We start from the raw sequence: 24,808 nt of genomic DNA, 5'->3' as shown, positions 1-24,808 counted from the left end.
CCATCATACCAGAGGCCCGGCGCGAAAAAGACGGGAGGAAGGACGCAAGGTTATGAAATCATTAACGATATGATAGATAGAGCCTAAGACCACAGGAGCCCGTCATGTCGAACTCGATCGGATACTCGCAGTCCTCGCGCCATCGCCTGCCTCAGCCGCCCCAGCCCCGCCTGCGGCAGCCGGTCGCGATGCCCGCTGCCGACGAGGGCCTGCGCCGGATGAACGCCGACCGGATGCAGATCCGCAAGACCCGGGCGATGCCTCAGCCCCGCTGGGAGAGCATCGTTGCCGCCTTGCTGGTGGTCGCCCTCTCCATCGGGCTCGGGGTCGGAATTGGCGGCGCTCCGGTGGCCATCGGCATCGGGATCGGCTGGCTCAGCATCGCCCTGGTCGCGCTGGTGTGGAACGACCTCGGCCTCGCCTACCAGGTGTGGCAGAGCCGCCGCTGACGCGGCGGCTCTTTTTTGCAAAAGAAGCTTACTTCCCGATCCCGAGGATGTCCTTCAGGATCCCCGTCAGGGGCTTGGCCTTCGCCTTCTGGGGGTTGACCCCGGGCGGCAGCTGCGGGATCTCCACGTCCACGGGCGCGGGGAAGAGCTGCTTGAGAAGCGGGTCCGCGGCGAAGGAGGCGTGAAGGTTGCGCAGCTGGTTGATCTTGCCGGCGAGGCTCGAGACCTTCATCGAAGTCGCCGCGAACTGGAGCGCCTCCTTGCCCTTCAGGGTCTTGAAGTGGGCGAGGCTACGGTCCTCCTGCTGCATGCAGGCGAGAGCGTCCTGGTAGAAGTGAAGGGCGGCGTTCGCCTGCTGGCTCAGGGCGGCGTTGGCGTTCAGTCGCGCCTTGAGCTGGTTGACGGCGCTGGTCTGGGCCGGCGATAGCCTGGCGGGCTGCCCCAGGGCCGCCCTGAGGACGCCGATGCTCGGGGTCTGCTCCTCGAGCACGAGCTTGGCGTTGGCCACCACCAGCTCGGCCTCGGCCAGGCGCATGGTGAGCGCGGCGCTGGCGAGTGCCGCCGGGTCGGTGGCGTTGATGCTCTCCTCGAAGGTGCCCGCTGCGGCGCGCACCGTCTTGTAGAGGTTCAGCTTCGTCTCGATCGACTTGATCTCGGCCTGGGCCTGGGGGGTGTTGGCTCCCCTGAGCTGGCTCAGCTTGGCCTCGTACTCCTTGGCGAGCTTGTCCAGGTACGCCAGGGCAGAGGCGAGCTCGCGCTTCTGGGTCTCGAGGGTGTTGACGAGCGGCTTGGTGGCACGCGCCTCGCGCGCCGCGTTCTCGCTCTTCAACTGCTCGGCACGACGAACCTTCTCTTCGAGTGCGGCGCGGTTGGGGGTGCTCTGCTGGTTGCTCATGGTATGCCCTTCCGTGAACTGCCTGACGATGAACAAGCGAGTATCTTATGCCCGCATCAAGGCCCGTTGAAAAGCACCTGACGCTGAACAAAGCGCGTAACTTGTCCAAATATCAGGCCCCATTAAAAAGCACCTGCCGAAGAAATCGGCAGGTGCTCGCGTGGAACCCTGGAGCTTAGCGCTGGAAGAAGGCCTTCATCAGGTCCTTGATGGAGTTCATCACGTTGGTGATCATGCTGATTTCCATGTTCAGCTTCTGGAGGCGGGCCTGGACCGCGGCGGTGTTCGCCTTGGGGTCCTCCAGCTGCTTGATGAGGTCATCCATCTGGGTCATCTTCTTGGCGACCGCTTCGCTGGCGTTGCTGACCGCCATCGTCGCGTTGGTAGCGGCGCTATCGAACCCCTGCAGACTGCTAGCCATCTTGAATCCTCCTCTGTGCGTCGTGTGTTACCAGCGTTGGTGAGTCTAAGACGCTCTCCCGGCGGCTTCCGCCCGGTGGCTCTCACCCGGCGCCCTCAACCTGCTTCCTACACCCTTATGCCACTCGCTCGGTTCTTTCTGACGCCATTTTACAGACATTTAATACGACTTTGACGGGGGCCATACATTCCCGCCCCCCGCCCCCCCGGGCGTCACGAGGCGCCATCACCGATGTCCGCGACCTTCTGGCCCGTTCGCAGGAGGGCTTCGTAGACCCGCTTGCGGCGCAGCAGATCGGCCACCATGACGGACTCGGGCGCGCTCTCTTTCGGCGGCATGGCCCCGGCCCTCGCAGGCCCAGGCGCCTCGGTGCGGTCGAGGGCCTCGAGGGCGGCGTGCAGGCGCGCGCTGGCGCGCGACACCTCCGGAAAGGTCCTGGCGCGAACGTAGGCCCGCACCTCGTCGGCAAGGGCCTCCAGCTTCCGGATGCGCGCGTCGAAGGTCCCCCAGTCGAATTCTCGCGACGTCGTCATGGTCCACCTCGATTGCAAGCGAGGGATATCCGAGATCCTTATCGGCCCATGAAGGTCGGGGGTTGAGGGCTGCGCCGAGCCCCAGAACGGAAACGGTGACGCCGGTCTGAGACCGGCGTCACCTGCGAGCTTGCTCTCTGAAGCTAGACGTAAAGGTCGATCTGGCTTCCACCCGGCCTGGGGGCCTGGGGGATGCTCGAGAGCAACTGAGCGTTCTGCTGCTCGTTGAAGTCCATTTGCTTCTTCAGCACCGACACCCCAACATACCGCGCCGCACCGCCGGGGGTGCTCGCGGCTGCGATCGTGGAATTCGAGACGGGACTGCTCATCCAGACCTCCTTGTCCTCAAGCGGAGCGCTGCTCCACCATACCCTGCCGAGCATCCCTTTGCATCATCCGGGCGTTAACGGCAGGCGAAAGGTTCGTTGCGCGCAGATTACGACTGGCTGTTCGTGAGGCGCCGGTGAAGGGTCTTGAGGTCGGCGTCGAGGTCCGCCATGATGCGGTGCAGCCGGCCGCAGAGCAGCCGGTAGAAATCAAGCGCGAAGGCGGGGTGCGAGGCGAGGAAGTCCCGCAAGGCCGTGACCGAGATCTGGATCACCTCGACCTCCTTGAAGGCGCGGGTGGTGGCCGAGCGGTGGCTGTCCTCGAACAGGGCCCCCTCGCCGAAGACGGCTCCCGCCTCGAGGATCGCCAGGCGCAGCTCGATGCCGGGCGCCGTCTCCTTCAGGATCTCGACCAGGCCGGATCGCACCACGTAGAGGTGCCACCCCGGCTCCCGGTCGGAGAAGATGACGCTTTGAGGCGCGAAGGTACGATGCTCGCCGAGGGCCAGCATGGCGCTCCAGCCCTCGGGTTGCAGCACGGCGAGGTCTTGCAGCGATTGGGACACGGTCAATGCTCCTTTGATTGGATGTGGTACGAGAGGGTGATGTCGGCCTCGAGGCGCTCCGCCTGCGGGTCCACCGCCCGCACGACCAGCGCCTCCATGGTGACGAAATGGGCAGGGGCCGCGAGGCTCGCCACGAAGGCGTCGATCTCCTCGAAGGACCCGGCCAGCCGTACCCTGGCGCGGGTGAGGCCCGGCGCGCTCGTGGACTCGGTGGGCTGGTCCAGCGTGGTGGACAGCAGGCGAGCACCGCTTGAAGCCACCTGCACGTCGAGGGCGCGCTGGATGGCGAGGCTCGGCGACTCCGCCGGGGCGAGGCGCAAGGGAGCAGGCAAAGGCGCGGTCCCAGCCGATGCCCGCGGAAGAGAGGAGGCGATCGCGCCCTGCAGGCTCGCCTGGGCTTCGCGGGCCTTGGCCAGCTCGGGGGCGATCTTCGCCAGGCGCGACACGGCCGGATCGATGAGCAGCATGTAGATCACGACGGCCTCGACGAAGAAGCCGAACCCCATCAGCCATGCGAGATCCCGCCGGGAGAACCCAGGCTTCTTACTCGACACGGGCACCTCCTGGCGTCTGGCGGCGCATGGCGGTGATGGTGAAGCGGTAGACGCTTACCCCTTCTCGCTCTTCCTGGATGATCTCGGGGACGGTCACCGAGGTGAGGGTGTCGAGGCGCCCCAGGGCCTCGGCGAAGGCGACGGGGGAGGTGCGGGACACGGCGTAACCGACCAGGGTGAGGGGCTTTCCGGGCTCCATCCGGGTCTCGCTGAGCCACGCGTCGGCCGGAATGAGATCCCGCAGCGCGCCGAAAAGGCGCGTCGACTCGACCGACGCCTGAAAGGCGCTTGCCAGAACCGCCTCACCGCCGCTTGCCGTTGAGCGCGCGGCGATCTCCGTCTGCAGCTGCTGCGTTTGATCCTGGACCGCGCTGAGCGCGAGGCTCTGGTCGCGCATCCGGGCATCCAGGTAGATGCTGATCCCGAGGCCGATCCCGAGCAGGGCCGCCGCCACGAGGATGCCCCCCCATTGCCGGTTGTCGAAGGTGCGCCTGGTGACCACCCGCTCGGGGCCCAGGTCGAGGGCGACGGGAAAGGCGCCGGGGGCGTAGAGCGCGGCCCCGTCGAGAGCCTCGAGATAAAGGCCGGCCCCGCGCATGGGCCGCGCCACGACGTTCAGATCGCGCCGCTCGCTCAGGACCTGCGCGAGCGGCTCCGGGACGTTCACCAGCAACCAGTCGCGCGCGCCCACGTCGATCATGGTCCGCTGGAACTCCACGAGGGCATCGTCCAGCACCGCGCCCTCGCCGCGCCGCAGGGCCGCCACGTCCAGGTAGATGCTTCGCCAGTGGCTGAGGCGGCCCTCATGCCACACGGCCACGTCGAGGCCGTGCCCCATGGCGCACAGCATGGCCCGAGGGACCTCGGCCTGAGCGAGGCCCGGCGCGTCGGTGACGCCACGCATGAGCGCGAGCGCGAGCGGCTCCACGCTGGTGACCTCGATCCCGGCCTCGGCGCAGATCGCGCGGATCGCATCGACGAAATCGCGCCGCAGGGCCGCGAAGACCAGCGAAAGGTGCTCGGGCTCCTGGTTCAGGACCGCGAAGTCGAGCGAAAGCTCCGCCCCCCCGAAGACCCGGTAGCGCTCGGCCTCGCTCTGGACCGCGAGCCTCAGCGCGTCGCGCTCGGGAAGATACGGCAAGGGGAGGGACAGGACCCGCATGATGGGGCCGTCCAGCGCGACATGGGCCTGCTTGACGCCCCCGACCCGACGCACCGCCTCCTGGATGGCCTCTTGCAGCGCCCGGGGATCGCCCAGGACGAAGTGGGCGTAGGCAGAGGCCTCGGCCGGGCCCAGGGCGCCGGGAGGCAGGGGGCAATAGGCCTCGGCGCCCCCGGTCACCGCGCGCAGGGCGACCCCCTCGGGCGCGATCACCAGGACATGGCGTTTGGTTGACTTGAAGAGCATCGCAAGCGGTCTGAAAAGGGTATACTGCTGATGCAGCAAGGCGCGTAACGGTGTTATCATACACCCTTCCCCCTCACGATTGGGTAAAGATTCGATGGATGTTTCCAGGCCCCGATCCCTTCCGAGCATCGGGCGCAAGCTGGGCGAGTTGCTCGTGGAGGCCGGCCTCGTCGAGACCGGCCAGATCGACCGCGCCCTCCAGGAGAGCCGTCAGACCGGCGAGCCGCTCGGCAAGATCCTGCTCAAGCGCGCCCTTATCACCGAGGATCAGCTGGGCCACATGCTCAGCGCCCAGGCGGGCACCGACTACGTCCAGATCGGCGAGCGCGAGTTCAACCCCGACCTGCTCGATCTCTTCCCGCAGGACTTCCTCTCGCGCCACAAGGTGCTGCCCCTGCGCATCCATGACGGCAGCCTGTACGTGGCCATGGTCCACCCCAACGACGTGGACACCCTGGACGAGATCCGCTTCATCACCGGCCTGAGGCCCAAGCCGCTCGTCACGACCAGCAAGGAGTTCGACGACGCGTACCAGGCGCTGGTCCGCAGCGTGCAGGGCCAGGTGTCCGAGGCGATCGCCTCGATCCGCATGGAGCACCGCGAGGAGAGCCAGACCTCGGCCCAGCAGCGCCTGGCCGACGAGCTCGCGGTCGAGGACCAGCCCGTCGTTCGCCTGCTCAACTCCATCTTCCACGACGCGGTCGGCCGCGGCGCGAGCGACGTCCACATCGAGTCGCGCGAGAAGGTGGTGCGGGTCCGGCACCGGATCGACGGGGTCCTGGTGGACGCCACCGACATCCCCAAGGACCTCGAGGCCCTCACCATGTCGCGCCTCAAGATCATGGGCAGCATGGACATCGCCGAGAAGCGGCGCCCCCAGGACGGGCGCAGCCGCATCTCGGTAGGCGGTCGCCACTACGACATGCGCATCAACGTCATGCCCAACATCTGGGGCGAGAAGGCGGTCGTCCGGATCCTGCGGCCGGCCATGCTGGTGGGGGGCCTGGACAACCTCGGGCTCTACCCCGGCCTGCACGCCCAGCTCAAGGCCATGATCGACTCCCCCTACGGCATCGTGCTGGTCACGGGCCCCACCGGATCGGGCAAGACCACCACCCTCTACTCGGCTCTCTACGAGCTCAACTCGCCCGATCGCAACCTATTAACCGTCGAGGATCCGGTCGAGTTCCCCATGGAGGGGATCTGCCAGACCCAAGCGAACCCCAAGGCGGGTCTCTCCTTCGCCGACGCCCTGCGCGCCATGCTCCGGCAGGACCCGGACGTGATCATGGTCGGCGAGATCCGCGACCAGGAGACCCTCAACGCCTCGGTCTTCGCCGCGCTCACGGGCCACCTGGTGCTCTCGACGATCCACACCAACGACGCGGCGAGCACGCCGAGCCGCATGATGGAAATGGGCCTGCCCGCCTACCTCCTCACCTCGGCCCTGCGCGGCATCGTCGCCCAGCGCCTGGTGCGCAAGCTCTGCGCCCACTGCCGCGAGGCCTACACCCCCGAACCCGCCTCGGTCCCCGAGCCGCTGCGCCGGGGCGCCATATACCGCAGCCGCGGCTGCTCGCGCTGCCAGCACACCGGGTTCGCCGGCCGGGTCGGCATCTTCGAGATCCTGCCCATGACCCACGCGGTCCAGGAGCTCATCAACCAGGGGGCTCCGGCCTACCGCATCCAGGAGGCCGCCCGGCGCGACGGCATGGAGGGGCTCGCCGAGGACGCCCTGCGCAAGGTCTACGACGGCACCACCACCCCGACCGAGGTCGCACGCGCGCTGGGCGCGCGCTGGACGGAGACCCTATGCCAACCTTCCTCTACCGCGCCGTCGATCTAGAGTCCCAGAAGCAGGTCGAGGGCTCGATCGAGGCCCAGGACGATCGCGAGGCGCGTGGCGCCCTGCGCGCGCGCGGCATCCTGCCGCTGCACATGGACCCGGTCGAGGTCGAGACCGTCCAGGCCGCCTGGGTGACCCGTCTGGTCGAGATGGCGACCTTCCGCCCGGTCAAGGCCGGCGAGCTGTCCATCTTCATCCAGCAGCTCTCGGCGCTCCTCGACGCGGGCCTGCCCATCGTCGAGGTCATGGTGATCCTGGAGGACCAGGTCAGCAACCCCACCCTGCGCGCGGCGGTCGCGGAGATCCGCAAGGACCTGCTCGGCGGGACGATGCTCAGCGAGGCCCTTTCGCGCCATCCCCGCGTCTTCTCGCCGCTGTTCGTCAGCCTGGCCCAGGCGGGCGAGGTGAGCGGCGCCCTGGGCGTCATGCTCGAGCGGCTTGCCGAGACCACCGAGAAGAACCTCGAGATCGAGCGCAAGGTGCGCGGCGCGCTCACCTACCCGGCGATCCTCGCGGTGACCCTCACCCTGGTGGTCGGGGTCATGATGACCTTCGTGGTGCCCACCTTCGAGGGCCTGTACCAGAAGGCCCACAACAAGCTGCCCCTGCCCACGCAGATCCTGCTCGGGATCAGCCACGGCCTGCGCGACCACGGCGGCCTGATCGCCCTCTTTGTCGTTTTCCTCGGGATCGCGCTGGCCTGGTTCAGCCGGACCGAGGTCGGCGGCCTTGCGCTTGATCGGCTCTGGCTGCGCCTGCCGGTGATCGGGCGGCTCATCGTCGAGCAGAGCGCCAACACTTTTACCCGGGCCTTCGCGACCGTGTACGGGGCAGGCGTCCCCATCGTCAGCGCGCTCGAGAACTGCCGGCGCATCGTCGGGAACAGGGCCATCAACGACGTGATCGCCCAGGCCGAGGAGGGGGTCAAGGCGGGCAACAGCCTCTCGTCTGGCCTGATCGGAACGCCCTACTTCCCGCGGGTGCTGGCCCAGATGATCGCCGTGGGCGAGTCCTCCGGCCAGATCGAGGAGCTCGCGAGCAAGGGGGTCTCCTTCTCGGACAAGGAGATCGACTTCAAGATCAAGCAGCTGACCGCCATGATGGAGCCCGCCATGACGGTCGTGATGGGGCTCGTCGTGGGCTTCATCGCGCTCGCGCTCTACCTGCCCATGTTCGACATGCCGAGCCTGCTCAAGGGCTAATCGGGCAGGACCCTCGGGGTCACCACGATCATCAGCTCCGTCTGGGTCTGCTGGTTGCTCGTGCTGCTGAACAGGTGGCCCAGGAGCGGGATGTCCCCCAGGATCGGGAACTTGTTGCGGGTCGAGAGGGTGCTGGTCTGGGTCAGGCCGCCCAGCGCGAGGGTGCCCCCGGACTTGATGGTGACCTGCTGCGCGATCAGCTCGCGGCGGCTCAAGAGCGAGAGGGTGTTGTTGAAGGAGTCCTTCTGGGTCTCGCGGACCGACGAGACCGAGGGATGGAGGCGCAGGGTCACCGTGCCGTCCTCGCCCACTTTCGGAAGGATGTTGAGGGTGACCCCGGCGTTCCCGAAGATCGGCTCGGCGACGATCACGCCGGGGACCGCAGTCGTGGCGTTGTTCAAGAGGTTGGGGTTGGAGATCTTCATCCCCTTGATCACCTCGTCCACGATGTTGATCTGGCTCTCGGAGTTGTCGGTGGCGAGGATGGTCGGATGGGCGAGCAGCTTGGCCTGCTTGCTCTGCACCAGCGCGTTCAGCTTGGCGCGGAACACGCTGGTCAGGTTGAGCGAGGGGTCGTAGGTGATCGTGAGGCCGGGGTTCGCGCCGGTGGGGTCGAACGAGGCCCCGAGCGCGTTCTGCCCGCCGCTCAGGGCGGCACCCAGCTCCAGGGCCTGGCGGCTTCCGGTCTCGATCACCTCGACATCGATGGCCACCTGCTTGAGGCGACGATCGAGCTGGGGAATGACCTCGTCGGCGATCGCGAGGGTCTCGGCCGAGCCCAGGACGATGACCGAGTTGCTGCGGCTGTCAGGCACCGCCACCGAGTCCTTGGCCTCGACCTGGACGGTCTGGCTCTGGAGCTTGCGGTGGCGCACCATCGAGGCGGTATCGCTGAGCTCGGTCCCCGAGCCGGTGCTGGCTCCGCCCTGGCCCTCGGTCACGGTCTCGGCCTCGATGTTCAGGCTCTCGGTCTCGCTCGCCTTGTTGCCGTTGTTGAAGACCGTGGCGTTGAGCAGCGAGGCGACCTGCACGGCGTTGGCATGGCTCAGCTTGTAGATCCGGCGCTCGCGAGGCCTGTCGAGCGAGGCGATGGTGCGCTCGGCCAGGGCGATGTCCCCAGGCGCCCCCACCACCAGCACCGAGTTGGTGCGCGGATCGGCCTTGGCCAGCTCCATCTGCTGGCCCGCCTGATTGGTGGTGCTGGTCTGCCCCCCCACGTAGGGCCTGGTCAGGGCCGAGGAGTTGAGGAACTCGGCGATGCGCTTGGCGCTCGCGTAGCGCAGGGTGAAGACCCGCGACCCGCCCGAGAGCAGGCCCCGCTCGAAGGCCTGCTTGCGCCCGACCACGGCGAGCACGCTCCCCTGCTTGAAGGCCTGGAGCCCGCCCATGGCGAGCAGGGACTGGAGGGCGTCACCCAGCCGCACGTCCTTGAGGTCCAGGTTCACCGTCTGGGAAAGGTCGTCCTCGACCACCACGTTGAGGCGTCCCTTCTGGGCGACCAGGCGGATGGCGTCCTTGAGGGGCAGGTTCGCGATCGACACCGAGACGGTCCGCTCGAAGGCCCCCCCCTTGAGCGCCGTCGGATCCTCCATGGGCGCGGCCAGCGCGGGCGAAGCGAGAGCGACGCCGAGGGTGAAGGCGCAGGCGAGACGAGCAAGGGCCAGGTTGGTGGACATGGGGAGCTCCTAGGGGGTGGGGAGGCGTTTGGTGAGAATTCGACCGTTCTTGCGCAGGACGATCCGGTCGGAGGCGATCGAGACGAGCGTCGCGCCGGCCACGCGATCGCCCACGCGCAGGAAGCGCATCTTCCCGTCGATCCGCGTTGCCGCGAGGGCCTCGTCGTCGTCGTAGGCGACCCCCTTGAACTCCAGCTCCGCAATCTCGGGCCGGGTGCGCTGCGCGGTGCCGGGAAGGGTGACAGGAGGCGCCAGCGGGGCGAGCGGGAGCGAGGCGGCCAGCGGCTCGGCGCGACGCACCCCGATGAGCGGGCGAAACGGGTTCTTCCGGCCAAGCACGACGCTGCCCGCAGCCGGGGCCTGCCCGGGCGCAGGGGCCGCAAGCGCCGAGGCGCCCGGTGCCAGCAGCATGAGGGCGACGATCAAAGGTCTTGCTTGTTTCACGGGGCCCATGGCGGCCGTCCATCTCCGAAGCAACATCTCACCGGCCTTGAACGTGAGCACATCGTCAAGAAGGTGAAGACATCGACAAGATTCCAGGGTTCAGAAGGAATTTCATTCATTTTACCTGACAAATCTGAACAAACGCCGCAAAATGGCAACTTCTTAATACTTCCACAAGACTTTTGCCCCATGAACGAGGCCCTGCAGGCCGGCCAAGCGGTCCCTCGCTTGGTATCCTGAGACCGCCCCACCCCCGCGTAACTAATACGGAATTCTTGAAAATTAAGGCAAAGTTCAGACGGAAAGGCGTAAGATGAGATCGGGAATCGGCAAACCAGCCTGAGAACACGAAGGCACACCATCCTTCCGGGCAGCAGGAGGCCCGCACGACCTATGAAGAATTTGATGACCCGCAAGAAGGCGCAGCGCGGCTTCACCTTGATCGAGCTCGCGATCATCATCGCGGTGCTCGGCATCCTTGGTGCTGTCGGCGCGGTCAAGATCTCGTCGATGAACGAGGACGCCAAGCGAGCGGGTGCATTCAGCGCACTCGGCAATGCGCGATCGGCCCTTGCAATGGCGGTCGCCAAGAGCAACGGCCAGGACGTCACCGAGGCGATGCTGCTCGCGAACATGGACAATGCCGTTTCAAAGGCGGATGGCAAGACGATCACCTGGGACAAGTACTCGATCGAGTACGCGAAGACCGGCAACTCGATCAGTGGGATCGCCACGGCTTCCTACATCCCCTAAGCGAAGTACCCTCTGACGGCCACGGGCTTGACGACAATGGCCAAGCCGAAACGTCAATCCTCAGGCCGCGATCAGCGAGAGCAGGGGTCCATCCTCTTGATGCTCTCGCTGATCATCTTCGTATTCATGTCCGCCTCGGTCGCGCTCGCGTCGGCACAGCTCATGCACGCCAAGGCTGCCCACGCCCAGTACAACAAGTTCCTCGCCAACATGGCCGCCGAAGCCGGGGTGTACGCCGCCTTCGACGCCACCCTGAGCATCACACCCAGGGTCGCGCTGGACAGCGGCAATGGCCGACTCGTCCAGTACGAGGCACAGATTTCCGGCGCCACCCAGCCCTTCAGCATCCAAAGCACCGGCTCGGTGACGGTGGACGGCTTCACCTACCTCAGTGTCGTCACTGCCACCGTGAGCAACGGCGTCATCGCCCAGTGGAGCTATGGCCCATGAGTGAGGACAAGCAAGCAGGCTTCACCCTGATCGAGATCGTCGTCGCGATCGGCATCATCACCATCGCCCTGCTGCCGGCCATGACCATGCGTCTCAAGGCCGCGCAGGCCAACGTGGCGATCGAGGAGCGCGAGAAGTTTGCCATCCTGGTGCAGCGGCTGCTCGAGACAAAGGTACGCGGCGTTCCGTTCGATGCGCTGGCGAGCGTCAGCGGCGTCAATGATCCTGATACGAATCTGAGATACGATATCCTGTTCTCTCAGTACGCCACGCCCTCACCTTCCCTCAAGAAGGTCACGATCACGGCATACGCGCCCAGTTCGCCCGCTCCCATCGACCGACTCGTTACCCTCGTCGCGAAAGAGGCAGTCCAATGAAGTCCGCTCATCGTCCTGACCGTCATCCCCAGCGCGGCCTGACCCTGATCGAGGTCATTGTGAGCTGCCTCATCGTGGCGACCCTGGTTGGAATCGTCTCGATGGTCGGAATGAACAGCTTCACCCTCGATCGCACCCAGCGCGGCAACGACCTCAACCACTTCAACTTCAGCCGGCTCACCGAGGCGTTCTACAACGACGTCCACTCGAGCTCCGCGCTCACCAGCAAGTCGGAGAAGAGCATTCGCTTGAAGAAGGCCGACGGCTTGGGCTTCGTCACCTACCAGATCGATCCGAAAGCCGTCAAACGCGGGCAGAGCAAGGCGGATACGGATCCTCAGCAGTGGGAAGAACTGACGGACTCGGCCATGTTCGCGATCGCCTCGGGCAGCTTCGCCGCCCTCAAGGCGGACGGCACGACCCCGGCCACCCTTCAGGACGTGCGCCGCATCGACATCAAGGACCTCGTGGCCACCCTCAACAACAACCCGCAGAGCAAGCAGCTCCCCCTGTTGACGGCCTTCCTGCGCAGCGTGCCGGCCGCCAGTCCCGCCCCCGACTCGGGGGCACGCTACGCGATCCTCTCGGGCCAGAGCATCAAGTTCCATGGCAACTCCCAGGTCACCAGCAGCCCGGCAGGAAAGGGGAATGTCCACGCCAACGGCAACCTCACCCGCGACGGCTCGTCGAACATCGATGGCAAGGTGACCTACGCCGGCACGAGCACGACCGCCGGCTGGCACGTGCCGGCCTCGCCTTCCCTCGAATCGGCGGTGCGGATCCCTGCGTACACGCCCACCCAGATCCAGGCCTTGATCGATGCGGCCCAGGCCAAGGGGATGACCGACGTCGAGAAGGCCAGCAAGGACCTCAATGATAGCCCCTGGAACAACGGCAAGCGCTATGCAACCCTCAGCGGCTACTACCGAGCCACCGGGAACAAGCAGGAGCTCGCCTTCACGGGTGACTGGGTGGTCACCTTGGATGGCGTCGTCTACGTCGAAGGGGGGCTCAATATCGGCGGCTCCTTCACCCTGACGGGCAACGGGATCATCGTCTGCACCGATCGCATCGTGACGGGCGGCAACTCCAGGCTTCAAGGGACCGACTCGTCCTCCCTCGCGCTGGTCTCGCTCTCCACCGACGACAAGGCCGTGGACACCGGGGGAAGCACGCTCATCACCGGAATCCTGTTCGCCCCGAACGGGGGCATGACCCTGAACGGCAACACCACCGTGAACGGATGCCTGATCGCGGGCGGACCGATGGACCTCGCAACCCCGCTCGTCAACTTCGACACCAGGCAATCCCTCTCCATCCTTCGCGCCACCTACTAGCCCCGACGCAAAAGAATCGTTAAGCGCCATTGCCCCTGCAGGGCGATGGCGCTTAAGCTAGAGCCATGCCTGCAATCGCCATGCTCATCGCCGTCTTCGTCTGGGGCGGCTCCTTCATCGCCACCAAGCTCGCCATCGCCGAGATCCCGCCCATCGCCTTCGCCGTCCTGCGCTTCAGCGTGGCGACCACGGGCCTGCTCGTCGCCCACTGGGCGACCCGCACCCCGATCAACGTCCCGCGGGCGCTGTGGAGGCGCGTGGCGATCGCGGGCCTGCTCGGGACCACCGCGACCTACGTCCTCGAGAACATCGCGCTCAAGTACACCTCCGCCGGAAACAGCGCCATCTTCATCGCCGCGAGCCCCCTGATCACCATCGCGGGGGCGGCCATCTTCCTGCGCGAGCGCCTGACCTGGCGGACCCTCGGCGGCGCCCTGCTCGCGTTCGCCGGCCTCACGGCCCTGGTGGGCGCGAGCTTCAGGCAGACCGGGCTGGGGGACGGCCTGATGGCCCTCAACACCCTCGTCGGCGCCTGGTACGCGCTGGTCAGCAAGACCCTCGCCGATCGGGCCTCGCCGCTCGCCACCCTGACCACGACCTACGCGGTGGGGCTCGTCGGCCTGCTGCCCTTCGCCGCCGGCGAGGCCATCCTGACGCCGAGCGCATGGCACGTCTCTCCCCTCTCGCTCGGAGCGCTCGCCTTCCTGGGGCTGGGATCCTCGGGATGCGCCTACTGGCTCTGGATGTACGCCCTGGGCCGCATGTCGGCGGCGACCGCCGGGGTCTACCTGTACCTGATGCCCATCGTGACGCTGGCGCTCTCGTGGCTCCTGCTCGGAGAGGCGATGGGGCCGGCCAAGCTGGCCCAGGCCGCCGTCGTCCTGGTCGGGGTTTACCTGGCGAGCACGGCCCGGCACGCCCCGCGCGCCTCTGAAGCACCGCAGCCCTCCTGAGCCTCAGAACTGAAATCCCCCGCCGGGTTGTCCGGCGGGGGATTCTCAGTTCTGATACCGCGCTACTTGGCGGCAGCGGTCGGACAGCGGGTTGCGGCGCCGACCTCGAGGGCCTCGAACCAGTCGAGGAACTGCCCGACCTGCTCGTCCCGGAAGATGGCCCCGTGCTGGGGACAGAGCAACTTGATGTCCAGCTCGCGCACGCGGCGAACCCAGTCGTTCTTCGCCTCGTTCGAGGGCATCCAGCGCCGGTGGAAGCCCTCCATGTACTTCACGTGGGCGTCGAAGTCCTGCACGAAGAAGTCGGTGTAGTCATCGGGCAAGAGGGCCGCTCCGATGTCGCCCGAGAACATGATCTTGGCGTGCGGATCGTAGACGCTGAAGTTGCCCGACGAGTGCAAATAGTGCGCCGGCACCATCTGCAGGGTGAGGCCCCTGCCGTAGGTCAACGGACCGCCCGCATCCTCGATGGTCTTGAAGTTGTCGATGTACTCGTAGCCGAAGTGCGCCAGGAAGCCGGACCAGATCTTGGGCACGAAGACCTGGGCATTGGGGCAGATGCCGAGCCACAGAGGCAGCGACGAGAAGATGTCGGGGTCCTGGTGGCTCGCGAAGAAGGCCTTGAGCTGCTCCAGGTTGATGTGCTCCGACACGGCAGCGAGCACCGACGGGAAGATCTCGGTCCCGCCCGGATCGAGGAGCAGGGCGTCCCCGTTGCTGACGATCAGGTATTCGTTGGTGTCGATGACCGCGCCCTTCTTCTCGGGATCGCGCGCGAGCGCGATCCACTTGTGATCGCCGTCGTCGAATAGTACCTTTCCGATCAAGGTGGAGACCTCCTAAGTGTGACGCGCTTTCTAGGCGACGAAAGCGGCTTTGATGACGTTCTTCATGTCGCCGGCCACCACATCGGCCGACTCGCCCAGCTGCGCCAGCGAGTCGGCGATATTCCGGAAGTAGGCACCGTGATCCACGTCCCGGCTGGCCTCGATTCTGAAATAGGTGGTGATCCGCGAGATCTTGACGATCTGCCGGAGCACCGACTCGCGCGCCTCCTCCATGTGACTGAAGCGAGTGAAGATCGCCCCACGAAGCCCGCAGATGGTGCTGTCGAGGTCGGCAGCGACCCGATTGACCATCTCCAGGTTGTCTTCGCGACTCATGCGGTCGAGTCCTTCGGTGATGGACCTGAGGCGGCGGCTCTTGGCAACACCCGTCAGGGAGCTCTTGGTGAGCTCCTGGGCATCGTTCTGGATGTCGCCCACCAGGCTGCTCATCTGCCGCGCGATCTTGCCCGTCTCGTTGGCCAGGACCATGAAGGCCTCCTGGTTGATCTGAGACTTGGTGGCCGCGATCTCGGCGTTGACGGCGATCAGGCTCATCTCATCCGAGCGATCCAGCAGGCCGCGCGCGGCCTCGCGCACATGGATGCAGGCCTCGTAGATGGTGACCATCTCTTGCTGGTTCCGAGGCTCCAGGGCGATCGAGTGACTTGCGGGCGTGATCATTTAGGCATCTCCAGGCGCAGGGGCGGCTACCATGCTTATACCAGCGGTCCGGGGGTTCGACATCCGTAGCTTGTCCCCAATGGCGGCCTATCCCCGAGGAACGACGGCCAGGGTGCAGCGCGACACGCAGACGAGCTTGTCCGCCTCGTCCGTGATGCGAACCTCCCAGACCTGGGTGGTGCGTCCCAAGTGGATCGGCTTGGCCTCGGCGGTGACGACCCCGTCGCGCTTGGCGCGGAGGTGGTTGGCGTTGATCTCGAGGCCGACCGCCATCTGCTTGTCGGGGTCCAGGTTGGCCCAGCCGCCGATGCTCGCCACCGTCTCGGCCAGCGCGACCGACGCCCCGCCGTGAAGCAGGCCGAAGGGCTGGTGCACGGCCTTGACGACCGGCATGCTGGCCCTGACCCGCTGCGGAGTGACCTCGAGCAGGGTCATGCCCATGGTCTCGGCCAGGGTGCCCCTGGCGCTAGCGGTCATCTGCTGGAGTCGGTCGTCCAAGGCGAAGTCTTTCTGGCCGAGGGGGCCTGCCAGGCGCGCGTACCGGCGCGCATTTTTGGTGTAGAGTGGATGCGTTCCCGAAGCGAAAGGAGCTCGGCTCATCATAGCGCAAATATGCGCCATGAGCCATACGAGCCCCCCTTCACCGATTCCCTGAGCCTGGTCGTTCGAGAAGAGTTAGCATGCAAACGCCCCCCCCGCTCATCACGGTCGTCGTCGCCGTCTACAACGCTGCCGAGACGCTTCAGCGGTGCATCGACAGCTTCGAGCAGCAGACCTACCCCAACAAGGAGCTGATCGTCATCGACGGAGCCTCCTCGGACCAGAGCCCGGAGATCGTCCGCGCCAACGAAGCCAAGCTCGCCTACTGGGAGTCCGAGAGGGACCGGGGCATTTACCACGCCTGGAACAAGGCTGTCGCCCGCGCGAGGGGCGAGTGGATCGCCTTTTTGGGCGCGGATGACGTGTTTGCGGACGACCAGGCTCTTGCGAGCCTGGCCGAGGCAACCTCTGCCGGGCTGGACTTCGTCTGGGCGCGCGTGGCCGTCGTGGCGCAGGATGGGCGGGTACGCGCCCTGAGCGGCTCGCCCTGGGACTGGGAGCGAATGAAGCGCACCCAGGTGGTGGCTCACCCGGCGGGCTTGCACCGGCGAGGCCTCTTCGACGAGGTGGGGCCCTTCGACGAGCGCTACCGCATCGCCGGGGATTACGACTTCCTGCTCCGATGCGGTGCCCGTGTCCGCGCGGCCTTCGTCGATCGCGTGGTCGTTCGCTTCGCCGACGGTGGACTGAGCAGCAAGCAGCGCCGCAGGCTCCTGGCCGAAAAGCGCCTCATCCACGCGCGGCACCCCGAGATCGGCCCGCTGCGCGCCCACCTGAACCACGCGCTCACCCTGGGCATCTACGCGAAGGCGGGCATCAAGAAGGTGCTCGGCAGGGTCTGGCGCCCCCGCCACGACGGGATCAACCTCGGGTGAGGATCGTGAAGCCGCTGGCTGCGCCCTTGCGAAGCACCACGAAGTCGATGGCGCCTCTGAGGAAGCCGTAGCCGTAGCCGAAATGAAAGGCCGCGAACACCCACGGCATGAGCGGCAGGTACTTCAGGCGCCCCGGCGCGGAGCACGTCAGGGTCGAGATCGCGGCGTTGGCGAGCAGGTAGAGGCCGCCCACGGCAAGCAGCAGCCAGCGCGCCGGGGCGCTGAACGCAGAAAGCGCGGCCAGCAGCAACAGGACCAGCACGAAGCCCCCCGGCACCAGGTGGCGCAAGGAGGCGGGCAGGCGGTGCTTCTGGATCACCCGCACCTTCCAGTAGCCGTACTGGGCGTATTGCCTGAAGAGGGCCGAGAGCGATGCCCGCGGGAAATAGCGGGACTTGATGCGCGGGGACTGGTAGACCCTGCGACCGCTGCGCACCAGCCGCAGATTAAGCTCGTCGTCCTGGTTGCGAACGAGCTCGGGGTCGAAGCGGCCCACCTCCTCGAACACCGATCGGCGCCAGCAGCCGAGATAGACCGAGTCCACCTCGCCCTCGAAGTCGGGGGAATGGGAGGCGGCCCCCCCCGAGGAGAACGGGGATTGGAAGCCCAGGGCGATCGCCTCCTGGACGTAGGTCTTGCCCTCGGCATGCCAGGCCCCGCCCACGTTGTCGGCGCCGCTCTCCACCAGCACCGCGAGGCACTGCCGGACGTAATCCGGCGCGTAGACCGTGTGCACGTCCATCCTCACGACGACCTCGGCGCGAGCCGCCTCGATGGCGCGGTTCAGGGCAAGAGGGGTGGTGCGCTCGGGGTTGTCGATCAGCCGGATGAGCGGATGGCGGCGCGCATAGTCCGCGATCACCTCGCGGGTCCCGTCGTCGCTCATGCCGTCGGCGACCAGGACCTCCATCGCGATGCCTTCGAGCTCCTGGGCGAGCACCGCCTCCAGGAACGGCCCGATGTGGCGTCGCTCGTTCCGGCAGGGGACGATGACCGAGATCGAGGGCGAAGATGCGCTCAAGAAGCAGCCTCCTGGGGTGATACGGCGCGGTTCGACGGCGGCCGCGTGAGCAGCCGCCCGTACAGGTCCTCCATGGCGTCGGCGTTGCGCTGCCAGTCGAAAGAGCGCGCGACGTGGGCGCGACCCTGCTCTCCCATCCGGGAACGCAGGGCGGGATCGAGCAGCAGCCGCTCGAGGGCCTGAGCGAGCGCGTCGGGGTCGGCCGGCGGCACGAGCAGCCCCGTCTCCCGGTCCAGCACGACCTCCCCCACCCCGCCCACGCGGCTTGCGACCACGGGCAGGCCGCAGGCGGCCGCCTCGACCGCGGCGACCCCGAAGCTCTCGCTCAGCGACGGCATGGCGAAGATCGACAAGGAGGCGAGGAAAGCCGGCACCTCGGAGTGGGGCAGTCGCCCCAGCAGGTGGACGACCTCTTCCAGGCGAAGCTCCGCGATCAAGGAGACGAGGGCCGTGCGGCGCGCGCCGTCTCCCGCGAGCAAGAGGCGAAATTGAAGATCCGGGCGCCGATCCAGCACCAGGCGCACCGCCCGGATGAGATACTCTTGGCCGTAGATCGTCTCCAGGCTCTTGGCGCAGCCGATGGTGAGCATCTCGCCCGGCGCCGCCGGGCCGAACCGGTCGAGGGGCACTCCGAACGGGATGACCTGGATCGCGCGTGCCGGGACGAGCGGGGCGGTCACCTCGGCCATCGCATGGCTGCTCGAGGTCACCGCGTCCGCCTGGCGCAGGTTCCAGGAAAGCAGGGCGCGGTGCACGGGACTCTTGGCGGGAAAGGCGTAAACGTCGCTCCCCCAGACCGAGATCACGAAGGGGCGATGAGAAGCCAGGGCTCCGAGCAGGCCGTAGCTGGTGGCGTAGTGGGCGTGCAGGAGGTCCGGTCGCAGGCGCCTCACCAGCGCGCGCACCGCGCCCACGACGCTCAGGTAACCGACCTTGCCCGCCATCGAGGGCCGCAGGTGATGAACCTCGACCCCCGGGATCTCTGCGGGCAAGAGCGATAGCACATGGACGTCCCAGGCGCGCGCGGCGAACTCGCGTGCCCACTTGACGGTATGGACGTTGCTCGCGTCGGCCAGCAGGACGAGACGACGGGTCATGCGGGGGCTTCCTCTCGTGATCCTGTCCATTCTACCTCAGCCAAGAGCGTATAATCTCAGGGATCCCCTCCCTCTCGAGGCCCCCATGCGCAAACCTCAGTATTCGCCGAGCAGGCTACACGTCTACCAGACCTGTCCGCGGCAGTACCACTACCAGTACGTGCGAAAGCTGCCCCGCAGGGCATGGGCCAACCAGAGCTTCGGCACCTCCCTGCACCGCACCCTGCAGGTCCTCCACGAGCAGGGAGGCCCCGCCGCGCGCCCCCTCGAGGAGGCCCAGGCCCAGCTCGAGCGATCCTGGACCGGAGCCGGCTACGATTCGCACGAGCACGAGGTCGCGGAGCTCGCGCGCGGCAAGGACCTGCTCGCCGCCTACTACCGGACCTGGTCCGAGACCCAGAGCATCCCGCTGCTGCTCGAGAAACGCCTGTCGGCTCCATACCAGGGGATCACGCTGCTGGGGATCGTGGACCGGGTGGACCGCCGCTTCGACGGCTCGCTCGAGATCATCGACTACAAGTCGGGCCACGCCCCGGCCGAGATTCGCCCGCACACCCTCCAGCAGCTCGGTATCTACCACTACCTCATCGGCGAGAAGCTGCGCGAGACCGTCCAGCACCACACGGTCCACTACCTGGCGAGCAACGTCCGGCTCTCCCTTTCGCTCGGCGCCGCGCACATCGAGGAGATCCTCGAAGGCGTGCGCAAAACCGTCGAGCGGCTCGAGGCGGATCAGCGCTTCATCCCCCGGGTGGCCGGCCACTGCTTGCACTGCGACTACCTGCGCTACTGCGACGCGGGGCGCGACTTCGCCGCCCAAGCCGCCGAGCAACCGTAATCTCGATCGCGCGCCGCGAGGATCGCCGATCGCGGCACGGGCCTTCGCCCTGCGCTATGCTGATCCCATCGCTCGAACACCTCTCTGAGCGAAAAGAGGGCCCGCCGTTCACACACCCGGCGGGCCCTCGCTCATGGGATGGGATCAGCCCTGGCTCCATTCGTGCAAGAGCGCACGGTGCACCTTGCCGCTCGCGGTTCGCGGGAGGGTATCCAGCAGGCGAACCTCGCGGGGGCACTTGTGGTGCGCGAGGTACTGCTCGCAGTGGCGCTGGGCCGCCGCTGGGTCGATGTCGCTCGCGGCGGCGACCACCCAGGCCACGATCCGCTGGCCGTGCGCGCGATCGGTGACGCCCAGGACCGCCGCCTCCTTGATCCCCGGATGCCGCAGCAGGACCGACTCGACCTCGCGCGGGCTCACCTTCTCGCTGCCCGAGACGATGACCTCCTCGTGGCGGCCGATCAGGTGCAGCGCGCCCTCGGCGTCGAGGAAGCCCAGATCGCCGGTGGCGTGCCAGCCGGGAGCGCCCTCCCGGGCCTCGGCAGGGCCCTGCCAGTAGCCTCGCATGAGGAACGGGGACTGGACCTCCACGGTGCCGACCTCGCCCTGCTCGAGAGGGCCGTCATCGCCCACGATCCGCAGGCAGACGCCGGGGAAGGGGCGGGCGAAGCGCCCGGTGGCGAAGCCGGGCTCGCCCTGGGCGATCAAGGCGACGGGGCCGGCCTCGGTCTGGCCGTAAACGTCGAAGACCCTGGCCCCGGGGAAGACCTTGCGGATGGCCTCCTCGTCGTCGGGAGCAAGCGGTGCCCCCCCGCACAGCACGTGCTTCACCTCGCCGAGATCCAGCTCCGCCAGGTCGTCGAGCGCCGCGAGCGCGCGGAAGGTCGCAGGCACCCCGGCGAAGCTCGAAACGGCCTCGCGCTGCATCTCCTGGAGGACGGGGAAGGGAAAGGCCAGCCCCCGGAAAAGCTGCACGAAGCCCCCCACCAGCAGGGTCGAAAGGAGCTGAGCGACCAAGGGGTAGGCGTGATGGAGGGGCAGGACGATCGCGGTGCTCGGGGCCGAGGCCGGGGGCAAGGCGTCGGTGACGGCGCGGGCCCCGGCGAGCAGGGCGCGGTGCGAGAGGGCGATCCCGCGCGGCTCGCCCGTGGTGCCCGAGGAGTAAAGGATGGTCGCTATCGCATCGGGTTCGACCGCAAACGCCGCGGGGGTCGCCTCGTAGGGCAGATCGAAGTAGGGCACGAACGGATCCTCGCCGCTCGCCGCCTGCCACGAAACCTGCTGGCGGCGGGGATCCAGGCGCATGACGCGGCCGCCGAAGGCGCGAATGAAGGTCTCGCGAACCACGTCTCCCGCCGAGGCGTCGGCCAGGAGCAGACGGGCCTGGCAGTCCCTGGCATGGGCAAGGAGCTCGACCTCGTGAAGCCTTGGGCTGAGCGGAACGGGGACCGCCCCGAGGTGCAGCAGGGCGAAGTAGCCGATGACGAAGGAATCGCTCGTGGGAGCCATCAGCAGGACCCGCTCGCCGGGGGCGAGGTCGGGATGGCCGGCGAGCAGGGCGCCCGCGATGCGCCGGATCCCGCGGTCGAGAGCGCTGTACGTCCAGCGCCGCCCGTCGGCGACCAGGGCCTCCACGTGGGGCTTGAGGGTGGCCTGGACACGGATGAGGTCCGAAAGCGTCGGGATCTCCACACTGTCCTCGCGCGACATGAAACTCCTCGCTTGCCCAGCGCCCCACGGCCCCGCGACCTCGGCCTGCCCATGGTAACCGATCGGCCCGCCCCCTGCCTAGCCCCGGCCCTGCCGCCGCTGCCCCTGGAAACGCCGGATCCCGGGTGCTTGACCCGACGCCCCGAACACAGCTAAGATTCAAGCGTCGGGGCGGTTTGGCCGCCCTGGCGGCGCCCGGCCGGCGGCTGGGCCCACGCATGAGAAGAGGTCCTCTTGGCCGACGACTCGTTCTCTTTCCCCATCGACGCGACCGCCGGGCAACCGGATCCGGCCGTCGAAAGGCCCTACCGACGCACCTTCGAGCGGGTCTCGTACGGCATCCCCGTCGAGATCACCGATCGCAACGGCACCTACATGATCAAGGCCAGGATCATGGACGTCTCCCCGGTGGCGGCGCGCGTCCAGTTCCTGCGCCCCCCGCGCCTGAAGCAGGGGGACAAGGTGATCGTCACCATCTGGAAGAACGTTCGCACGGAGCTCGCCGTCTCCTCGTTCCGCCCGACGGCGACGGTGTTCGCCACGCGCGGCAAGGATGCGCTGGTCCTGATGTTCGACGACCCGCGCGCGCTGGCCCAGGAGGGCTTCGCGACGTTCATCTACGGCCCGCTGCTGCTGGCTTCGCTCAACGGGCTGGTCTCCCCCAACGATCAGGAGCACGATCGCCGCGTCGAGGCCCTGCGGACGGCCGCGCGCTGCAACGTGGACGTGAAGAAGGACGCGGGCGCCCTGCGTGCCGAGCGGGATGCCACCTGGCGCTCGCACAGCTACGTCCGACCCAGCCAGCGCCGCGAGCGCTGAGGCGCTCAGCGCAAGAGGATCGTGTCGCGCAGGTCAGCCGGGGCGTGCTGCTGCGCCTCGTAGGGGGTCATGACCCATAGCCTGATCGAGCGGGTGGCCGTGCCGTCGTCCGAAGGGCCCGCGACCGGGCGCCGCACGAAGTCGAGCAGGAGGCGGCCGGGGCGCGCCAGCGGAAAAGTCCAGATCTCGGTGGGACCGGGCTCCGCGACGAAGCGGACCTTGTAGGGCGAATCGAAGAGCCAGCGCTCGCCGCGCGCCGCCCACTCCCACGCGTAGCCCTTGCTGGCGGGCAAGGCCACATAGACGGTTCGCCCCACCACGCCACGCAGGACGCTCATCCCGGCCTCGAGCGCCGCTGGATCCGAGGAGGCCGCGGGGATCGCGCCCTCGGCCGAGGCCGAAGCGCCGCTCGCCAGAGCTCCCATCACCAGCAGGATCGCCGCCTGGGCGGCGATCGCAGGCGAGCCGCTTTGCCGGATTGCGCCCATGCCATCCTCCTTCGCCCCGCGCCGGGACGCTCGCTCACGTCCGCGGGCCGGTTGCGCTATCATGGGCAGGATAACCGATCAAGCTTCGCGAGGACAGATGCGAGACACACAAGGGATCCCGTTACTGGCCGTCCGGAACCTCACGAAACGCTTCGATGACCTGGTGGTGGTCGACGGCATCTCCTTCGACGTGGCGCGCGGGGAAATCCTGGGCCTGCTGGGGCCCAACGGGGCGGGAAAGACGACGACCATCCAGATGCTCCTGGGCCTGATCACCCCGAGCTCGGGCGACATCCGGGTCTTCGGGCTGGATCTGGCGCAGCACCGCCAGGAAATCTTGCAGCGGGTCAACTTCTCCTCGACCTACGTCTCTTTGCCCTACTCCCTGTCCGTGCGCGAGAACCTGCTGGTCTTCGGCAAGCTTTACGGGATCCCGCATCTCGCGCGCAAGGTGGACGAGACCCTCGCGCTCCTGGATCTCGAGCAGAAGGCCAATCGCCCCACCAAGGAGCTCTCGAGCGGTCAGCTGACCCGCCTGCACCTCGCCAAGGCGCTCCTGAACGATCCGGAGCTGCTCTTCCTCGACGAGCCCACCGCGAGCCTCGACCCGGACGTGGCCGACCGGATCCGGCACCTGCTCCTGCGCATCCGCGAGGAGCGCAAGCTCTCCATCCTCTTCACCACCCACAACCTTCGCGAGATGGAGATGATGGCCGATCGGGTCATCTTCCTCAACCAGGGCAAGATCCTCGCGAGCGGCTCTCCAGCCGAGATCGTCGCGCGCTTCTCGGCCGAGGACCTGGAGGCGGTGTTCCTGAAGGTGGCGCGCGGCGAAGTGGAGGGGCAAGCTTGAGCGGCAGCACGCAGCGCATCGGGGCGCTCTTCACCCGGCACGTCTACGTCATCCGGCGCAACCCCATGCGCGTCGCGGAGCTCGTCTACTGGCCCCTGCTCGACCTGCTGATCTGGGGCTTCTTGAGCATCTACCTCAGCCGCCTCGGCGGCGCGGGCGCCCTGCCCAACTTCATCGCCTTCTTCCTCGGGGCCCTGATCCTCTGGGACCTGCTCTTCCGGGCGCAACAGGGCGTCTCGATCGCCTACCTCGAGGAGGTCTGGAGCCGCAACCTCCTGAACCTCTTCGTCAGCCCGCTTTCGGTGGGGGAGTTCCTGGCCGCGACCGTCCTCATCAGCCTCGCGAAGCTCAGCCTCTCGGTGGTCATCATGTCCATCCTGGCGGGTGTCTTCTACGGCTTCAACATCCTGGTCCTGGGGTGGTCGCTGGTGCCGTTCGTCGCCTGCCTTCTGCTGATGGGCTGGGCGCTCGGGATCACGACCACGGCGCTGGTGCTGCGCTTCGGTCAGGCGGCCGAGAGTCTCGCGTGGGTGCTCGCCTTCATCTTCCAGCCCCTCTCGGCCGTCTTCTACCCGGTCTCGGTCCTGCCGCCGGTCATGCAGGCGCTCGCGAGGCTGTTGCCCAGCGCGCACGTCTTCGAGGGGATGCGCGCGGTCATCACCACGGGCCACATCCCCCTGAACCACCTGGCCTGGGCCTTCGGGCTGGACGTCCTGTACATGGCAGGGGCGATCGCCTTCTTCTACCGGACCTTCGCGGTGGTCAAGGAACGAGGCCTGCTCGCGAAGACCGGCGAGTGAAAAAGCGCC

The 24,808-nt window shown here is 67.3% G+C and carries 29 protein-coding genes; 13 read left to right on the top strand and 16 right to left on the bottom strand.

The window, feature by feature from the left end; translation table 11 throughout:
* Positions 1-104: 104 nt before the first annotated feature.
* On the top strand, positions 105-449 hold the full coding sequence (locus tag V6D00_07655; GenBank protein ID HEY9899041.1) for a hypothetical protein: 345 nt from the start codon (positions 105-107) through the stop codon (positions 447-449).
* 28 nt (positions 450-477) lie between these two features.
* On the opposite strand, the gene V6D00_07650 is transcribed toward V6D00_07655, so the two are convergent.
* From V6D00_07650 to V6D00_07620, 7 genes are all read right to left on the bottom strand, one after another.
* A complete protein-coding gene (locus V6D00_07650; protein HEY9899040.1) occupies positions 478-1,344 on the bottom strand; it encodes a hypothetical protein in 867 nt (288 codons plus the stop codon).
* A gap of 175 nt (positions 1,345-1,519) precedes the next feature.
* Complete coding sequence (locus V6D00_07645; GenBank protein HEY9899039.1) at positions 1,520-1,765, bottom strand: hypothetical protein; 246 nt, start codon at positions 1,763-1,765, stop codon at positions 1,520-1,522.
* A gap of 212 nt (positions 1,766-1,977) precedes the next feature.
* Positions 1,978-2,298 carry a hypothetical protein gene (locus V6D00_07640; protein HEY9899038.1) on the bottom strand — a complete coding sequence of 107 codons (321 nt, stop codon included), beginning with the start codon at positions 2,296-2,298 and terminating at the stop codon, positions 1,978-1,980.
* Positions 2,299-2,441: 143 nt separating this feature from the next.
* Complete coding sequence (locus V6D00_07635; GenBank protein ID HEY9899037.1) at positions 2,442-2,627, bottom strand: YjfB family protein; 186 nt, start codon at positions 2,625-2,627, stop codon at positions 2,442-2,444.
* Between the two features lie 107 nt (positions 2,628-2,734).
* A complete protein-coding gene (locus V6D00_07630; GenBank protein HEY9899036.1) occupies positions 2,735-3,190 on the bottom strand; it encodes a cyclic nucleotide-binding domain-containing protein in 456 nt (151 codons plus the stop codon).
* 2 nt (positions 3,191-3,192) lie between these two features.
* Positions 3,193-3,744: a hypothetical protein gene (locus V6D00_07625; protein ID HEY9899035.1), complete on the bottom strand. Its 552-nt coding sequence runs from the start codon at positions 3,742-3,744 to the stop codon at positions 3,193-3,195.
* Positions 3,734-5,152 carry a PilN domain-containing protein gene (locus V6D00_07620; GenBank protein HEY9899034.1) on the bottom strand — a complete coding sequence of 473 codons (1,419 nt, stop codon included), beginning with the start codon at positions 5,150-5,152 and terminating at the stop codon, positions 3,734-3,736. The genes V6D00_07625 and V6D00_07620 overlap by 11 nt, the downstream gene beginning before the upstream one ends.
* Positions 5,153-5,246: 94 nt before the next feature.
* Here V6D00_07620 and V6D00_07615 point away from each other — a divergent pair, with 94 nt between their 5' ends.
* Both V6D00_07615 and V6D00_07610 read left to right on the top strand, forming a co-directional pair.
* Positions 5,247-6,998, top strand: coding sequence for a GspE/PulE family protein (locus V6D00_07615; GenBank protein HEY9899033.1), 1,752 nt, complete (start codon positions 5,247-5,249; stop codon positions 6,996-6,998).
* Complete coding sequence (locus tag V6D00_07610) at positions 6,965-8,200, top strand: type II secretion system F family protein (GenBank protein ID HEY9899032.1); 1,236 nt, start codon at positions 6,965-6,967, stop codon at positions 8,198-8,200. Before V6D00_07615 ends, V6D00_07610 begins: the two co-directional genes overlap by 34 nt.
* On the opposite strand, the gene V6D00_07605 is transcribed toward V6D00_07610, so the two are convergent.
* The gene (locus V6D00_07605) at positions 8,197-9,876 is read right to left on the bottom strand and encodes a secretin N-terminal domain-containing protein (GenBank protein HEY9899031.1); all 1,680 of its coding nucleotides are present in this window, start codon (positions 9,874-9,876) and stop codon (positions 8,197-8,199) included. The genes V6D00_07610 and V6D00_07605 overlap by 4 nt on opposite strands.
* 9 nt (positions 9,877-9,885) lie before the next feature.
* Positions 9,886-10,287 carry a hypothetical protein gene (locus V6D00_07600; protein ID HEY9899030.1) on the bottom strand — a complete coding sequence of 134 codons (402 nt, stop codon included), beginning with the start codon at positions 10,285-10,287 and terminating at the stop codon, positions 9,886-9,888.
* A gap of 426 nt (positions 10,288-10,713) precedes the next feature.
* Between V6D00_07600 and V6D00_07595 the strand changes: the two genes are divergently transcribed.
* From V6D00_07595 to V6D00_07575, 5 genes are all read left to right on the top strand, one after another.
* Positions 10,714-11,073, top strand: a complete 360-nt coding sequence (locus V6D00_07595; GenBank protein HEY9899029.1) for a type II secretion system protein — start codon at positions 10,714-10,716, stop codon at positions 11,071-11,073.
* 99 nt (positions 11,074-11,172) lie between these two features.
* Positions 11,173-11,523, top strand: coding sequence for a hypothetical protein (locus tag V6D00_07590; protein ID HEY9899028.1), 351 nt, complete (start codon positions 11,173-11,175; stop codon positions 11,521-11,523).
* Complete coding sequence (locus V6D00_07585; protein HEY9899027.1) at positions 11,520-11,900, top strand: prepilin-type N-terminal cleavage/methylation domain-containing protein; 381 nt, start codon at positions 11,520-11,522, stop codon at positions 11,898-11,900. The genes V6D00_07590 and V6D00_07585 overlap by 4 nt, the downstream gene beginning before the upstream one ends.
* Positions 11,897-13,237, top strand: a complete 1,341-nt coding sequence (locus V6D00_07580) for a prepilin-type N-terminal cleavage/methylation domain-containing protein (protein ID HEY9899026.1) — start codon at positions 11,897-11,899, stop codon at positions 13,235-13,237. Before V6D00_07585 ends, V6D00_07580 begins: the two co-directional genes overlap by 4 nt.
* A 65-nt stretch (positions 13,238-13,302) precedes the next feature.
* Positions 13,303-14,190 (top strand): DMT family transporter, encoded by an 888-nt coding sequence (locus tag V6D00_07575; protein HEY9899025.1) that lies wholly within the window; start codon positions 13,303-13,305, stop codon positions 14,188-14,190.
* A 62-nt stretch (positions 14,191-14,252) separates the two neighbouring features.
* On the opposite strand, the gene V6D00_07570 is transcribed toward V6D00_07575, so the two are convergent.
* The 3 genes from V6D00_07570 to V6D00_07560 form a co-directional block, all read right to left on the bottom strand.
* Positions 14,253-15,017 carry an MBL fold metallo-hydrolase gene (locus V6D00_07570; GenBank protein ID HEY9899024.1) on the bottom strand — a complete coding sequence of 255 codons (765 nt, stop codon included), beginning with the start codon at positions 15,015-15,017 and terminating at the stop codon, positions 14,253-14,255.
* Positions 15,018-15,047: 30 nt separating this feature from the next.
* Positions 15,048-15,698, bottom strand: coding sequence for a hypothetical protein (locus V6D00_07565; GenBank protein HEY9899023.1), 651 nt, complete (start codon positions 15,696-15,698; stop codon positions 15,048-15,050).
* 87 nt (positions 15,699-15,785) lie between these two features.
* Positions 15,786-16,196 carry a hotdog fold thioesterase gene (locus V6D00_07560; protein ID HEY9899022.1) on the bottom strand — a complete coding sequence of 137 codons (411 nt, stop codon included), beginning with the start codon at positions 16,194-16,196 and terminating at the stop codon, positions 15,786-15,788.
* 182 nt (positions 16,197-16,378) lie between these two features.
* On the opposite strand from V6D00_07560, the gene V6D00_07555 reads away from it, so the two are divergent.
* Complete coding sequence (locus tag V6D00_07555) at positions 16,379-17,173, top strand: glycosyltransferase family 2 protein (GenBank protein ID HEY9899021.1); 795 nt, start codon at positions 16,379-16,381, stop codon at positions 17,171-17,173.
* Here the strand turns inward: V6D00_07555 and V6D00_07550 are convergent.
* The gene (locus tag V6D00_07550; GenBank protein HEY9899020.1) at positions 17,160-18,194 is read right to left on the bottom strand and encodes a glycosyltransferase family 2 protein; all 1,035 of its coding nucleotides are present in this window, start codon (positions 18,192-18,194) and stop codon (positions 17,160-17,162) included. The two genes, V6D00_07555 and V6D00_07550, sit on opposite strands and share 14 nt — an antisense overlap.
* Positions 18,191-19,291 carry a glycosyltransferase gene (locus V6D00_07545; protein HEY9899019.1) on the bottom strand — a complete coding sequence of 367 codons (1,101 nt, stop codon included), beginning with the start codon at positions 19,289-19,291 and terminating at the stop codon, positions 18,191-18,193. Before V6D00_07545 ends, V6D00_07550 begins: the two co-directional genes overlap by 4 nt.
* A gap of 85 nt (positions 19,292-19,376) precedes the next feature.
* Between V6D00_07545 and V6D00_07540 the strand changes: the two genes are divergently transcribed.
* The gene (locus V6D00_07540; GenBank protein HEY9899018.1) at positions 19,377-20,129 is read left to right on the top strand and encodes a PD-(D/E)XK nuclease family protein; all 753 of its coding nucleotides are present in this window, start codon (positions 19,377-19,379) and stop codon (positions 20,127-20,129) included.
* Between the two features lie 144 nt (positions 20,130-20,273).
* Here the strand turns inward: V6D00_07540 and V6D00_07535 are convergent, their stop codons facing one another.
* Positions 20,274-21,839 (bottom strand): class I adenylate-forming enzyme family protein, encoded by a 1,566-nt coding sequence (locus tag V6D00_07535; protein ID HEY9899017.1) that lies wholly within the window; start codon positions 21,837-21,839, stop codon positions 20,274-20,276.
* A gap of 234 nt (positions 21,840-22,073) precedes the next feature.
* Between V6D00_07535 and V6D00_07530 the strand changes: the two genes are divergently transcribed.
* Positions 22,074-22,658 carry a PilZ domain-containing protein gene (locus tag V6D00_07530; protein HEY9899016.1) on the top strand — a complete coding sequence of 195 codons (585 nt, stop codon included), beginning with the start codon at positions 22,074-22,076 and terminating at the stop codon, positions 22,656-22,658.
* A 5-nt stretch (positions 22,659-22,663) separates the two neighbouring features.
* Here the strand turns inward: V6D00_07530 and V6D00_07525 are convergent, their stop codons facing one another.
* A complete protein-coding gene (locus V6D00_07525; GenBank protein ID HEY9899015.1) occupies positions 22,664-23,146 on the bottom strand; it encodes a hypothetical protein in 483 nt (160 codons plus the stop codon).
* Positions 23,147-23,243: 97 nt separating this feature from the next.
* Between V6D00_07525 and V6D00_07520 the strand changes: the two genes are divergently transcribed.
* The gene (locus V6D00_07520) at positions 23,244-23,999 is read left to right on the top strand and encodes an ABC transporter ATP-binding protein (protein HEY9899014.1); all 756 of its coding nucleotides are present in this window, start codon (positions 23,244-23,246) and stop codon (positions 23,997-23,999) included.
* The gene (locus V6D00_07515) at positions 23,996-24,799 is read left to right on the top strand and encodes an ABC transporter permease (protein ID HEY9899013.1); all 804 of its coding nucleotides are present in this window, start codon (positions 23,996-23,998) and stop codon (positions 24,797-24,799) included. The genes V6D00_07520 and V6D00_07515 overlap by 4 nt, the downstream gene beginning before the upstream one ends.
* Positions 24,800-24,808: the final 9 nt, after the last annotated feature.

Origin of the sequence: Pantanalinema sp. (genome assembly GCA_036704125.1) — a bacterium.
Classification (GTDB): domain Bacteria; phylum Cyanobacteriota; class Sericytochromatia; order S15B-MN24; family UBA4093; genus JAGIBK01.
This window is presented reverse-complemented; position numbering and strand designations above follow the sequence as displayed.

What these genes read in the sequence shown, in the direction of transcription:
- V6D00_07655 (HEY9899041.1), top strand. Translation starts at nt 105, where the DNA reads ATGTCGAACTCGATCGGATACTCGCAGTCCTCGCGCCATCGCCTGCCT.
- V6D00_07650 (HEY9899040.1), bottom strand. Translation starts at nt 1,344, where the DNA reads ATGAGCAACCAGCAGAGCACCCCCAACCGCGCCGCACTCGAAGAGAAG.
- V6D00_07645 (HEY9899039.1), bottom strand. Translation starts at nt 1,765, where the DNA reads ATGGCTAGCAGTCTGCAGGGGTTCGATAGCGCCGCTACCAACGCGACG.
- V6D00_07640 (HEY9899038.1), bottom strand. Translation starts at nt 2,298, where the DNA reads ATGACGACGTCGCGAGAATTCGACTGGGGGACCTTCGACGCGCGCATC.
- V6D00_07635 (HEY9899037.1), bottom strand. Translation starts at nt 2,627, where the DNA reads ATGAGCAGTCCCGTCTCGAATTCCACGATCGCAGCCGCGAGCACCCCC.
- V6D00_07620 (HEY9899034.1), bottom strand. Translation starts at nt 5,152, where the DNA reads ATGCTCTTCAAGTCAACCAAACGCCATGTCCTGGTGATCGCGCCCGAG.
- V6D00_07615 (HEY9899033.1), top strand. Translation starts at nt 5,247, where the DNA reads ATGGATGTTTCCAGGCCCCGATCCCTTCCGAGCATCGGGCGCAAGCTG.
- V6D00_07610 (HEY9899032.1), top strand. Translation starts at nt 6,965, where the DNA reads ATGCCAACCTTCCTCTACCGCGCCGTCGATCTAGAGTCCCAGAAGCAG.
- V6D00_07605 (HEY9899031.1), bottom strand. Translation starts at nt 9,876, where the DNA reads ATGTCCACCAACCTGGCCCTTGCTCGTCTCGCCTGCGCCTTCACCCTC.
- V6D00_07600 (HEY9899030.1), bottom strand. Translation starts at nt 10,287, where the DNA reads ATGCTGCTGGCACCGGGCGCCTCGGCGCTTGCGGCCCCTGCGCCCGGG.
- V6D00_07595 (HEY9899029.1), top strand. Translation starts at nt 10,714, where the DNA reads ATGAAGAATTTGATGACCCGCAAGAAGGCGCAGCGCGGCTTCACCTTG.
- V6D00_07590 (HEY9899028.1), top strand. Translation starts at nt 11,173, where the DNA reads ATGCTCTCGCTGATCATCTTCGTATTCATGTCCGCCTCGGTCGCGCTC.
- V6D00_07585 (HEY9899027.1), top strand. Translation starts at nt 11,520, where the DNA reads ATGAGTGAGGACAAGCAAGCAGGCTTCACCCTGATCGAGATCGTCGTC.
- V6D00_07580 (HEY9899026.1), top strand. Translation starts at nt 11,897, where the DNA reads ATGAAGTCCGCTCATCGTCCTGACCGTCATCCCCAGCGCGGCCTGACC.
- V6D00_07575 (HEY9899025.1), top strand. Translation starts at nt 13,303, where the DNA reads ATGCCTGCAATCGCCATGCTCATCGCCGTCTTCGTCTGGGGCGGCTCC.
- V6D00_07565 (HEY9899023.1), bottom strand. Translation starts at nt 15,698, where the DNA reads ATGATCACGCCCGCAAGTCACTCGATCGCCCTGGAGCCTCGGAACCAG.
- V6D00_07555 (HEY9899021.1), top strand. Translation starts at nt 16,379, where the DNA reads ATGCAAACGCCCCCCCCGCTCATCACGGTCGTCGTCGCCGTCTACAAC.
- V6D00_07545 (HEY9899019.1), bottom strand. Translation starts at nt 19,291, where the DNA reads ATGACCCGTCGTCTCGTCCTGCTGGCCGACGCGAGCAACGTCCATACC.
- V6D00_07540 (HEY9899018.1), top strand. Translation starts at nt 19,377, where the DNA reads ATGCGCAAACCTCAGTATTCGCCGAGCAGGCTACACGTCTACCAGACC.
- V6D00_07535 (HEY9899017.1), bottom strand. Translation starts at nt 21,839, where the DNA reads ATGTCGCGCGAGGACAGTGTGGAGATCCCGACGCTTTCGGACCTCATC.
- V6D00_07525 (HEY9899015.1), bottom strand. Translation starts at nt 23,146, where the DNA reads ATGGGCGCAATCCGGCAAAGCGGCTCGCCTGCGATCGCCGCCCAGGCG.
- V6D00_07520 (HEY9899014.1), top strand. Translation starts at nt 23,244, where the DNA reads ATGCGAGACACACAAGGGATCCCGTTACTGGCCGTCCGGAACCTCACG.